The sequence below is a fragment of the Ignatzschineria indica genome, from assembly GCF_003121925.1.
Lineage (GTDB): Bacteria > Pseudomonadota > Gammaproteobacteria > Cardiobacteriales > Wohlfahrtiimonadaceae > Ignatzschineria > Ignatzschineria indica.
This window is the reverse complement of the sequence record NZ_QEWR01000003.1, coordinates 16,439-29,582: the sequence shown is the minus strand read 5'-3', so window position 1 is coordinate 29,582 and position 13,144 is coordinate 16,439. Positions and strand designations below refer to the sequence as shown.

The 13,144-nt window shown below is 43.5% G+C and carries 6 protein-coding genes; all 6 read right to left on the bottom strand.

Annotated elements, in window-relative coordinates; all coding sequences use genetic code 11:
• Positions 1-246 precede the first annotated feature (246 nt).
• Positions 247-1,575 carry a D-alanyl-D-alanine carboxypeptidase gene (locus tag DC082_RS06150; protein ID WP_109236228.1) on the bottom strand — a complete coding sequence of 443 codons (1,329 nt, stop codon included), beginning with the start codon at positions 1,573-1,575 and terminating at the stop codon, positions 247-249.
• A gap of 362 nt (positions 1,576-1,937) precedes the next feature.
• Complete coding sequence (locus tag DC082_RS06145) at positions 1,938-3,329, bottom strand: leucyl aminopeptidase family protein (protein WP_109236227.1); 1,392 nt, start codon at positions 3,327-3,329, stop codon at positions 1,938-1,940.
• A gap of 68 nt (positions 3,330-3,397) precedes the next feature.
• Positions 3,398-6,664 carry a DNA translocase FtsK gene (locus DC082_RS06140; protein ID WP_109236226.1) on the bottom strand — a complete coding sequence of 1,089 codons (3,267 nt, stop codon included), beginning with the start codon at positions 6,662-6,664 and terminating at the stop codon, positions 3,398-3,400.
• 385 nt (positions 6,665-7,049) lie between these two features.
• On the bottom strand, positions 7,050-9,899 hold the full coding sequence (gene secD, locus DC082_RS06135; protein WP_109236225.1) for a protein translocase subunit SecD: 2,850 nt from the start codon (positions 9,897-9,899) through the stop codon (positions 7,050-7,052).
• A 304-nt stretch (positions 9,900-10,203) separates the two neighbouring features.
• Positions 10,204-10,599 carry a preprotein translocase subunit YajC gene (gene yajC, locus DC082_RS06130; RefSeq protein ID WP_094567753.1) on the bottom strand — a complete coding sequence of 132 codons (396 nt, stop codon included), beginning with the start codon at positions 10,597-10,599 and terminating at the stop codon, positions 10,204-10,206.
• A gap of 473 nt (positions 10,600-11,072) precedes the next feature.
• Positions 11,073-13,043, bottom strand: a complete 1,971-nt coding sequence (gene tkt, locus DC082_RS06125; RefSeq protein WP_109236224.1) for a transketolase — start codon at positions 13,041-13,043, stop codon at positions 11,073-11,075.
• Positions 13,044-13,144 lie beyond the last annotated feature (101 nt).

Genomic DNA, 13,144 nt, shown 5'->3' with positions numbered 1-13,144 from the left:
TCGTATCAATAAATTTATGGTTGAATATTAATGTTAAATGTAGCATTTAAATATATTAATGGAAATAATACTAATGGCTGATATTGTCGACATGATGAGCTACATCATTATAGAGAGGAGATGAGCTCATAAAAAAACCTACTCGCAAATAGAGGAGTAGGTTTTAGGTAATCGCTATCGATTTATATATGTTTTTTTATAGACTTTTATAGATTGTTATCAATTCTTATGAGAGGTTGAAGACACTTAAAGTGCAATAACAAAACAATCTGTCTTTTTCTGCCTTAAACTTTGGCAGGTTCTCTCCGCTTCACTCTCATTAAATCCTGAGAGAAGCGCACGATAATATTCACCGGTGTTAAAGACTTGAACAGTACCGCTTCTTACCTTTTCATAAGCACTGCGTGCTTCATTGCGGGCGGCATTGTAATCTTTAAATGCGCCTACTTGTACCGCATGACTCAGTCCTGAAGCGCTCACAATCGGCCCACGGATGGGAGCTGTGCCGGGTGAGTAATCTCCTGTGCCGGCGATTATCTGATCAGATGAGGACTCTAAAACTAATGCCGGAATAGGGGCAACGACTTCTGCAGGTTTAACTGGCTCGATTTTAGGAGCGGGTGGTGCTTTAACGATTGCGGTAGAACCACTTCGACGCCCTTTTTTGCTATCGAAGAGTTGTGTTTTATCACTTGGCTGTGCTTTTGTCGGAGTAAAGAGAACGGTCATATCCTTTGTGATATAAGGAGAGATCTCACGAATAGAGCGTCCTTTATAACCATCATTAAAGCTCTGATCGAGAAGTGAAATCATCAAATCATCCCGTAGTTGTGTGGTTCTTCCCCCTAAAACAACAGCAAAAACACGATTATTATTCCGTTTAGCGCTGGTTAAGAGATTAAATCCTGATTTACGAATATAACCTGTTTTGATCCCATCTGCGCCGGGGAAATCTCGGTTAACGCGGTTGTGGGAGCGGAAAGTGACGCCAGCATATTCAAACGAAGGGGTCTGAAAGAGATGATAGTATTGTGGAAAATGATTATGAATCGCAATTCCCAATTTGATCATATCTCGAGCAGTTGTATATTGGTTATCATTCGGTAATCCATGAGGATTGACAAAGTGACTACTATGCATCCCCAATTTTTTTGCCGTCTGATTCATGCGACGCGCAAAAGCCTCTTCAGAACCAGATATCTTTTCGGCAACGGCTAGCGCCACATCATTTGCGGATTTAACAATTAAAGCTTTAATAGCAGTCTCTAATGTGATTGCAGTTCCCTCTTTTCCACCAATTTTTGAGGGGGGTTGAGCCGCTGCTTTTGCGGAGAAGGGAACCTTGGTATTGAGGTTTACCTTTCCTTTTGCAAGATCCTCAAAGACAATATAGAGCGTTAGCACTTTTGTTAATGATGCCGGATAGCGTCTTGCATCGACATCATGTTCATAGAGCGGCTTACCTGTTCTATGATCAACCACAAAAGCGGAGAACCCTGTCTCGGCAAAGGCGAGAGTCAATAGCGTGCAGATCAGTAGATTTGCTGCTAGGAGATATCGGAGTGTCTTTTTCATTGGCGCAATTTACGATTCTAGGTTGAGGGAAATAGTCAGGAGGTATGAGAAACGGTCAACTTCGGTGATTCTTTAACTTCAAAAGAGATCATTAAAAAGCTTGAACCCCATCTCTTATATTGATCCTCAATGATAAGATTGTTTCCCATTGAAGAGTCATTGTCAAAAAAAGAGCTATTATTTCAGTGTACAATTATTTAATTGAGAAAACCATAGTCATGAGAAGAGATTCTATAAAACTCCCCAGATACTATGGTTTTCATTGTTTGTCTGCGACTCAATAGAGGGCTTTATTGATCTTGTCAGATCCAGCAGATCGATCTATAAGACCGATCTACTATGCCGATCTACTAGGGCTGACCTTATTGACAGCTGAGACGCTCTTTAAGGGCATCAAATGCTGCACGAAGCCCCATCGCTTCTCCCCCTTTAGGGCGACCTGGACGATGACGAATATTCCAAGCCATTAAATCGACATGGGCAAAAGGGACATTGCTCTGTTTCGTAAAGCGTTCAAGAAAGAGTGCAGCTGTAATCGCGCCGGCAAAGGGGACGCTTCCTGAGTTACTAACATCTGCTGTCTCTGCATCGATCCATTCATTGTAGGCTTGATGAAAGGGGAGTCGCCAAACGGTATCGCAATTCTTCTCACCACTCTTTTGCATGATCTGTGCAAAAGCATCATCATTGGTAAAGAGTGCCGGGATCTCCGTACCGAGAGCGACGCGAGCGGCACCTGTTAGAGTCGCAAAGTCGATCAGGAAATCACATGGTTTTTCTAATGCGTAGGTCAATGCATCGCAGAGAATTAAGCGTCCTTCCGCATCGGTATTATCGATCTCAACGCTCATACCATTACGACTTTTGACAATATCACCCGGGCGCATAGAGCGATCGGAGACACTATTTTCAACAATTGGGAGAAGGATACGAAGAGAGACATTCCACTCCTCTTGTAGTATCCATTTTCCAAGCGCGAGCATATGTGCCGCACCCCCCATATCTTTCTGCATATAACGCATGCTATTCGAGGGCTTAATATCGAGTCCGCCGGTATCAAAAGTGACCCCTTTTCCAACGAGGGTTAATTGTGGTACTCCCTCTTTTTCTGCAATAATCTCCACAAGGCGAGGTTGATATTTACTGCCGGCACCTACGGTATAGATGAGTGGGAAATTTTGCTTTAAGAGTTCACTTCCCACAATCTCTTTAATGGTAACGGGAAACCCTAAGAGTTCTGCACGAATCTGTGTTACAAAATTATCGGGTGTTAAGGTATTTGCCGGCTCATTGATTAGATCGCGAATTAAGTAGTGAGCACTCAAAGCATTTTTAACACGCTTTGCAACATTTTCAGGAAGGTAGAAGGAGATTGCGCGTTGCTTTGCTTCTTTATATTGATTGAATTGATAAGCCCCTAAACCAAAGGCGAGGAGATGGTTATAGAGCGCCTCTTCTCCCAATGTTTCAGGAAGGCGATAGTGACCTAAAGGGAGTTTTTGATAGCTATCGCCCAAGGTGAAGAGAGGTTCTTTCTCATTGTAACCGACAACCACCTCTTTAAGTTCTCCTTGCTCATCATAGAGCGGGATGATCTCTCCGGCATGAATTGTCTCATCTTCCTTTTCTCGCTTTAATCGCGTTCGTTGTGCATCTGTTAGCGTTATCTCAGAGAGAGTGCTTGCAAAACTGAGGGGAATAGCATCCGCTTCCTGTTTACTATAAAGATGATCTAATTCGGTCTGTAACATCATGGTTTCTCACTTTCCTGTTAAAAGTCTACTGATTCGATAAATCTTAGTTGGGAATTTATCGGGGAAGACTATTTTTCATAATGAATTAAAATTTCTCGGTTGCCATTTGCGGCAGGAGCAGAGATGATTCCTTGCTCCTCCATCGCCTCAATAAGACGAGCTGCTCGCTGGTAACCAATGCGAAGTTTTCGTTGAACATAGGAGATAGTGGGGCGCTGATCTTCTAAAACGATCTTTACCGCCTCATCATAGAGGACATCTTCCACATCATCAGGTGAAGCAACATAGCCAGAGGCATTCTCTGAGAGTCCTGGAATCTCTTCTGTAGGATCTTTTAAGATATCATCCACATAATCGGTATCACCTGTTAAGCGGAGAAAATCGGTGACGCGATTGACTTCATTATCATCGACAAAGGCACCATGAACCCGTTGAGGGAAGGGCGCTCCTGTAGGGAAGAAGAGCATATCTCCATGCCCTAAGAGATTCTCTGCCCCTTGCTGATCAAGAACAGTTCGAGAATCGATCTTACTTGAGACCTGGAAGGCGATACGGCTTGGAATATTAGCTTTAATTAAGCCGGTAATTACATCTACCGATGGGCGCTGTGTCGCAACGACCATATGGATTCCGGCAGCACGTGCTTTCTGGGTTAAGCGTGCGATCAGCTCCTCAACAGCTTTTCCGACACTCATCATCATATCGGCAAGCTCATCGATAACGATCACAATGTAGGGAAGAGGTTTGAGAAGCGGTGCTGTCGCATGGTCAGATACTTCACGCGATGGATCCCAGAGTGGATCAGCAATAGGGTTATCGGCAGCAATGGCCTCTTTCACCTTCTGATTAAAGCCATCGATATTACGCACACGAAGTTTACTCATCAGAAGATAGCGACGCTCCATCTCCATCACCGCCCAGCGTAACGCATTTGCAGACTCTTTCATGTCGGTCACAACCGGCGCTAAAAGGTGTGGAATATTATCGTAGACCGAAAGCTCAAGCATTTTCGGGTCAATGAGAATGAGACGGAGATCTTCCGGACGCGCTTTGTAGAGAAGGCTCAATAAGATGGTATTAAGACCGACCGATTTCCCCGAGCCTGTTGTTCCGGCAATAAGAAGATGGGGCATCTTAACAAGATTAGCCACAACTTGATTGCCCGAGACATCTTTTCCAAGCAAGATCGTAAGGGGATGTTTACTATTGCGATACGCTTCGGCATAGAGCCCCTCTTTGAAGTAGACGATTTGTCGCTTCTTATTAGGAATCTCAAGACCAATATAGGGTTTTCCAGGAATGATATCGACGATACGAACACTTGTGACAGAGAGTGCGCGAGCAATATCTTTATTGAGATTATTGATCTGCGCGATCTTTACGCCGGGAGCGAGATCGAGCTCAAAGCGAGTAATCACGGGACCTGGCTCAATATTAACGACAGAGACTTCGATATTGAAATGTTTAAATTGCTCTTCAATGAGGGATGCAAGTTCCGCAAGTTCCTCTTCATCGTAGCTTTCGGTAACAGGGGGAGGGTTGCCTAAGAGATCTAATCCCGGCAGACGACCGGCCATCGGAAACTCTTTAGGCGCTTTAACGGGGATGGGCATACCACTTTTAGGGTCGATCTCATGGCCAATATAGCGCTCTTTAGGTGCCTCAGGTGTCGGTGTTTTCTCTTGTGGTGTTTCAAATGCCGGTGCGATGACCTCGACAGCTTCATTCTCACTCTCTTCTATCTCAAGATCTGCAACGGTGAGATCAAGCGGCTGAATCTCTTGCTCCTCATGCTGTAATGTCGGCTGATCTTCCATTGTGTGATTCTCATCTTGTACCTCTGAAGGATCAGTGATGGCAAATTGAAGCGGGGTAAATTGGAGTGGATCGCTCTCTAATAGATCTTGATTGTCACTATCTATTTGCTCTACTTGATCTGCTTGTGTTGTAAAAGCGTCAATATCTTCCACGCTCTCTTCTTGCTCATGAGGTATTGTATCTGTTGAGGCACTCGCTACTACTGCCGCAGTTTTGAGAGAATCGAGAGAGGGCTCAACTTTAACAGGGAGTTCCTCTTCCACTTTTTTGGTTTTACGACGCGCTTTAAAGAGATTACGGAAGATAGAGGGGATACTCTTCTTCTCTTCCTCCTCTTCAATCACCTCATCAGTAGCGCTCTCTACTATCTCATCTTCTTGTGAAGATTGGGGCGCACGAATGAAATCATCCCAGACCTCATCAAGCTTTGGCTCTAGTGGATTGATGTCGAGTCTTTCAGCTGTTTCTACGATTGCTTCTTCTGTCGTGGTGGGTTCGTTATGATTTTTTTTTAAGTTACGGAAAATAGGGGGGATGTTGTTTTGTGCTTTTTTCATTTCGTCTTGATCTTCCGCAGGTTGGTTCTCTTCCTCAAGAGGTTGATAATGGTAGCTGCTGAGCTCCTCCTCTTTGAGAGGTGTATTCGGCATTGTTAAATCGGCATTAGATTCATAGTTTTCATATGATTCCTCTTTGAGAATTGTTTCATCGATCTCAATAAAATCTTGATGTTTACCCTCAAGGCTGTCATCAGCACCGGCAAAGATCTTATTGAAGAAGTTTGGTGCTTTGCGACCTTCAGTCTCATTGAGCATACGGTCGATCGTCTCTTGCTCAATATTGCCATCGTGATCAGGGAGATGTTGATTAACAATATCTTCCTCTGCCTCTTTTGAGGGGAAGATAGAGAACCAGAGCATCAGGATGAAGGCGCCACAATAATCCATCCAACCGATAGGGCCTGAGCCGGTAACAAGATAGAAGCCGACAAAGGTTAAGATCGCAAAGAGGATCTTTGTACCATAGGTTAAAAGCTCAGGATCGATGGAGAAAGCAGTGCTGAGAATATTGATAAGTTCTGTCCCAATAAATCCGCCCATCATCCCACCATTGCCACTATGAAGATCAAGTAGTGCTGAGAGAGAGAAGATTGTAATGAGGACGCCTAAAAGTCGAAAACTGATCTTATCTAAGGTGACTGTTAAGATCTTTCTTTTCAAGAAGAGCTGATAGCCAAAGCCGATCAGAAAAAGGGGTAAAAGCCAAGCGGTGCTGCCGATGGCAGAGAGCATAATATCGGCGAAATAAGCCCCACGTTCCCCCATAATATTATGGACAACCTCAGCAGTGGTTGCGCTACTCCAAGCGGGATCATCGGGATGATAACTGTAGAAGCTCAGTGACATCGCAAGCGCAATAATGAGCGTTGCAATAAATAGTACGATTCCTACCGTCTTTGAAAATGCCGTCAGAAAAAGCGTAGAGGCTTTCGGTTTTTTGGGAACAACTTGCCGCAAGATGAGCCATCCTTATTGCAAATAAAGTGAGTAATAAAGTGAGTAACAGTGAATACCTTATGGAACTCTCTTAGAGATTGATGAAGATCCTTTGGAGAGAGTTAACTTCAAGAATTTACAATTTAATAATCTACTATAAGATCTACTATAAAAATCTAGTACAAAAATCTAGTACAAAAATCTAATATAATAATCTGTTTTATGCTTCAATCGGTGATTTAATGAGCGGTCGATCTAACCGATCCTATTTTGCCTCATTGATTCATAAGACTCCCTATTCTAGCAAATTGCCCCATGAATAAAAACCTTTACACCTGCGAGATGTAAAGGTTTTTTAGCGATCCTTATAAGGATCTATCAAATAGTTGATATGGGGGGTGTTACTCTAGGGCAATGTTGAGTTGCTCTGACTATCTCCCTCATCGATAACAATTCCATCCTCTTTAGCAACGGGAGGCGGAATAAGATCTTCTCGCTTAAGTCCTAAGATATAAGCGCCTGCTGCGGCAATGAAGATTGAAGAGTAGGTCGCAATCACGATACCGATCAACATAATGAGCGAGAAGGAGTGAATCACCTCGCCACCAAAGAGATAGAGTGCTAAGACTGCTAAGAAGGTGGTAAGCGATGTCATCACTGTTCTCGAGAGTGTCTGATTGATCGAGGCATTGATAATCTCTTTAGGAGTATCGGTACGATTGAGTCTAAAGTTCTCACGGATACGGTCTAAGATAACAACCGTGTCATTGACAGAGTAACCAATTACCGCCAAGATCGCCGCAAGAGAGGTTAGATCAAACTCTAAGCCTAAGATAGAGAATGCCGCAACCACAAAGAGACCATCATGGACTGTGGAGAGAATTGTCCCCATAGAGAGCTTCCATTCAAATCTAAACCAGATATAGACAAGGATTAGGAAGATCGCAAGTGCCGATGCCATCACCCCATCAGATACTAATTCGCTCCCCACTTTGGCGCCAATATAATCGATCTTTTGAATCGTCATTGGATTATCAGGAAGTGTTAAAGCGAGCGTGAGATCCTCTGTGATTGTGGTGGACTCTTCAATATCATCGGTCGTAGGAATGTTGATTAAGACATTACGTGCTGAACCGAAATGTTGTGCCACAACAGAATCAAAGCCGATCGCCTCTAACTGCTCACGAACAGCATCAATCTCTACCGGTTTTTCATAGACCGCTTCAATCTCCGTTCCTCCTGTAAAGTCGAGCCCCAATTTGAAGCCTTTCGTTACAGAGATCCCTACAGCAAGAATACAGACCACAACACAGGCGCCGATCCAGACTTTTGCATAGCGCATAAAGTTGTAGGTGGTCTCTCCTGAGAAGATATGGAGTCGCTCACGACCGCCGATGGAGAGTTTCTTAATGGTACGGCGACTTCCGTAGAGAAGATTGATAATCGCTCTATTGAAGTAAACGGCAGTAAAGACAGAGGTGATAATCCCCACAGAGAGGGTTACCGCAAAGCCTTTAATAGGGCCTGATCCGATAAAGAAGAGGGCGATAGCTGAGAAGAGGCTCGTTAAGTTGGCATCCATAATTGTGCCGAATGCTTTACCAAATCCATTGTTGATCGCCTGTTGCGGTGTGCTGCCTTTTCGCAGATCTTCTCGAATCCGTTCATTGATCAAGACGTTGGCATCAACACTCATCCCTAATGAGAGGACAATACCGGCAATCCCTGGGAGCGTTAAAGTTGCTTGAAGCAGTGAAAGAACCGCTAAGATTAGAACAAGGTTTGCTAGTAACGCAACGTTCGCTACCATCCCAAAACCACGATAGCGTAAGATCATAAAGACCATCACCATCAAGAGTCCATAGAGTGATGCATCAACACCGCGTTGAACATTCTCTTTACCGGCGCTCGGTCCAATTGTTCTCTCTTCAATGATATGGATGGGTGCAGCTAATGCCCCTGAACTTAAGGTAATTGCAAGATTGTTTGCTTCTTGAAGTGAGTTGATACCTGAGATCGAGAAGTTGGAGAAGAGCTGCTGTTGAATCGTTGCGACGTTGGCAATCTCTTCTGTTGTGATACTTTTACGAATCTCATTACCATCTTTATCAAAAGTTGTCTGTAACTTATTTTCGATAAAGACTGTCGCCATCGGTTTTTTTACATTGGCTTTTGTACCCTCAGCAAAGCGGTCAGCACCTTTTGAATCGAGCGTAATATAGACTTCCGGCAAGTTAGTCTCATGATTGAGTCCTGCTGTTGCCTTAACGATAGAGTCTCCCGTTAAGATCACTTGGCGTTTTAAGAGGTAGGGAACCCCATCACGAGTCAGATAGAGCTTTGTTCCTAATGGCGCACGACCCGTTTCTAACGCTTTATATGCTTCAGTAGCGGAGCGATCATCAACAATACGGAATTCTAATGTCGCAGTTGTTCCTAAAATCTCTTTAGCGCGAGTGGTATCTTGAATCCCGGGGAGTTGAACAACAATACGATCAAGCCCTTGTTGCTGAATAATAGGCTCGGCAACCCCTAACTCATTGACACGATTTCGAAGCGTGGTGATATTTTGGACTACTGCACTTGCTTTTCGCTCATTGATCTCTTTATTGCTAATTTTAGCGATGACGCGATTGCCACTACTATCAAAGGAGAGCTCTAAGAAGGCTTGATTGGTTGAGAGCAGTTGGCGCGCACGATTGGCTTCATTAGCATTCCCAAAACTGATGGTTATTGTTTGAGGGTCTGTAATATCGATCAGCGGCGTGAGCCCCTTATCTGCAAGATGGCTACGGATGCTCTCGGCATAGGTGTTGGTCAATTGGGTAATTAACCCTTCCATATCAATTTCGAGGAGGAAATGAACACCACCACGCAGGTCAAGACCTAGATACATCGGCTGTAACCCAAGTGAGGAGAGCCATTCCGGCATGTCGGGAGCGAGATTGAGTGCAGTTAAGTATTGATCTTGAAGAACACCATCGAGGAGGTCTTTCGCCTTTAATTGTTCTTCCGTATCTTTAAAACGAATAAGAATTTGATCTTGGGATTCTTCGATACGTTTAACATCGAAGTGGTTCTCTTTCAAAACAGTATCCACGCGAGCGACCAATTCAGAATTGATCTGACTATCCCGTGTCGGTGAGATTTGAATAGATGGATCTTCCCCAAAGAGGTTGGGGAGCGCTAAGATAGTACAGAGAACAATGACCCCAAAAATCAGAATATTTTTCCAAAGCGGATATCGATTTAGCATAATATTGGGTTACTTTTAGTGTGTGAATCAAAAGCCTAAACGCCTCTACAGGGTAGAGGCGCCGGCGCCAGAAAGGCGATCTATTGTCATATTGATCGATCTTTTAAGTACTACTATTTTTGAGTACTGATGTTCTAAACATCTAGACTCTAAAAATCTAGACTCTAAAAAAAGAGAGGGTGATCGAAGCAGTAAACTGAACGCTTGAGTGATTTTATCACCCCCTATTGCGTCAATTAAGTTCACCACTGATCCCCCTTATACTCTTTTTTCTGAAAGATCGATCTGAATATCGACTCTAAAATTATTCAGCTTTTTCTGCTTTTTCTGTTTTTTCTACTTTTTCAGGAGTTGCATCAAGCTTTTCACGATAAGTTCCTTTTGGAAGAAGTGAGCTGATCGCTTGACGTTGTGCTTTGATAATAACGTTAGGAGCGATTTCTGCACTCACATAGTTCTCATCAAGCGCACGAATTCTTGCAACAAAACCTGAGCTTAAAAGGATCTCATCGCCCACTTTAAGTGAGTTGATCAATTCGCGATGTGCTTTTGCACGCTTTTGTTGTGGACGGATCATCAAGAAATACATCACAACAAACATTCCCCCAAACAGAATCAGGGTTGGAAAAATGCTTTGCTCTTGAGCTTGTGCAAATGCTGGAGAAACTAAGGCAGTTAAAGCAATCAGTAAACGCTTCATAAATGCTCCCATTAAAATATGATTTATATGATTCGAAATTAAAAAATTTATGAATATAAAAATGTAATTGCAGAAATATAATTGCAAAAATATAACTACAACAATGTAACTACAAAAATGCAACTATAAAAATGAATAGTTGATCATTCTAACACTATATTATTGCAAACGCTTAAAACTTCTACTCATTTGAGCGAAATTTTGATCGAAGTAGCGGCACTCATTGTCAGTGGTACTTCATTCGATTCAATTATGCCACTTTTACGATATGACTCAAGATCCCATATCAGTTTGCAAGCAGAAGCGTTGTGAAATAAAGGGGGAGAAGTGATGTTAACAGGTATAAAGAAAGCCACAAGATGATTCTCCGGTGGCTTTCTCTCGATTTCTTATAAGGGATGGTTTAATGAGATTTCCTAACTATTTTACTATCTCACCAACTATCTCACTAATTTACCATTTTGATGGCTCTTCTATGCTTTAGCTAAGAGCATCTGCGCTTTTTGGATCACATGATCAACAGTGAAGCCAAAGTGTGGGAAGAGATCTTTTGCTGGCGCCGATGCCCCGAAAGTATCAATTCCTATCACAGCATCTGCAAACTCATACCAACCACGAGTGACACCTGCTTCAATGGCAAGGATCTTCTTATCGCCTAAAACAGCTTGTTTATAAGCTTCATCTTGCTCTCTAAAGAGCTCGACACACGGCATTGAAACAACGCGAGCATTAAGCTCTTTCGCCGCTTCCATCGCCAACTCTACTTCAGAACCTGTTGCAAGAAGTGTGATTTCGGCCTGATCATTCTCAAGAAGCGTATAACCACCACGCTCAATATTTTTTAAGCTCTCGGCATCGCGGGTTTGGTGAGGAAGGTTTTGGCGGGATAGGGCGAGTAATGTGGGGTGACCTTCAGCTTTGAGACCATCTGCCCAAGCAACTAATGTCTCAACCGCATCACAAGGACGCCATACATAGAGATTAGGAATAAGGCGTAAAGATTCAACGTGCTCAACAGGTTGATGGGTCGGACCATCTTCGCCAAGACCGATGGAATCGTGGGTCATGATATAGATCACACGTTGCTCCATGAGTGCGCTCATGCGGATTGCATTACGTGCATAATCGGAGAAGACGAGGAAAGTTGCACCATAAGGGATAAAACCGCCATAGAGTGCTAAACCATTCATAATAGCCGCCATACCAAACTCACGAACACCAAAGCGGATATAGTTGCCTTCGCCGGTTGTGATATCGAGATCGCGGCTTCCTTTGAAGAAGGTGTTGTTCGATGGAGTAAGGTCGGCAGATCCGCCCACAATCTCTGCAAGATCAGTCGCTAAAAGATCGAGTGCATTTTTACTTGCAACACGTGTTGCGATATCTGCTTCCTTCTCATTAACGCTTTTCAGTGCAGCTGCGAAAGTCTCTTCAAAATTTTCGGGAAGTTCACCGGCAATGCGACGAAGAAGCTCATCTGCTTTTTCTGGATGATCTGCAACATAAGCATCGAAGCGGTTATTCCACTCCTCTTCCATTTTATCGCCAGCATCGCGAGCATCCCAAGCTTGGTAGATCTCTTCTGGAACTTCAAAAGGACCATAGTTCCAACCAATGCTCGCCTTAGTTGCCGCAATCTCTTCAGGGCCTAAAGGAGCGCCATGAGTCGCTTCTGATCCCTCTTTATTGGGGGAACCTTTACCGATCAGAGTTTTACAGATAATAAGTGTTGGTTTGTCTGATTTTTTCGCCTCTTTGATCGCTGCATCAACAGCTGCAATATCGTGACCATCAATTTGACCGATCACATTCCAACCGTAGCTTAAGAAGCGCTCTTTAGTATTGTCGGTAAACCAACCACGAATATCTCCATCGATCGAGATGCCATTATCATCATAGAGTGCGATCAATTTGTTGAGTTTTAAGGTGCCGGCAAGAGAGCAAGCTTCATGAGAGATCCCTTCCATCATGCAACCATCACCTAAGAATGCATAGGTGTAGTGATCGATAATGGTATGTTGATCTGTATTGTAAGTTCCCGCCATCATCTTTTCTGCAAGCGCCATACCGACAGCATTGGCAATACCTTGACCTAAAGGCCCTGTTGTTGTTTCTATCCCATCTGCAAAACCATATTCAGGGTGGCCTGCCGTTTTAGCGTTGAGTTGACGGAAATCTTTGAGATCATCGATCGAGAGCGCATAACCTGTTAAGTGTAAAAGAGAATAAAGCAGCATTGATGCATGCCCATTAGAGAGGATAAAGCGGTCGCGATTGATCCAGTGGGGATTGTTGGGGTTATGTGAGAGATTAAGGCCCCAGAGAGCTGTCGCCATCTCTGCCATCCCCATCGGCGCGCCGGGATGACCAGAATTTGCTTTTTGTACAGCATCCATGCTGAGCGCACGAATAGCGTTTGCGCATTGTTTATTCATCTTTGACATAATATTTCATTAACCTTTAAAGCACTCGAAAATAGAAGCCCTAATTATACTCAACTTTCAATAAAAAATCTTACTTATCCCATAGGAAAGAGCGCCCATTT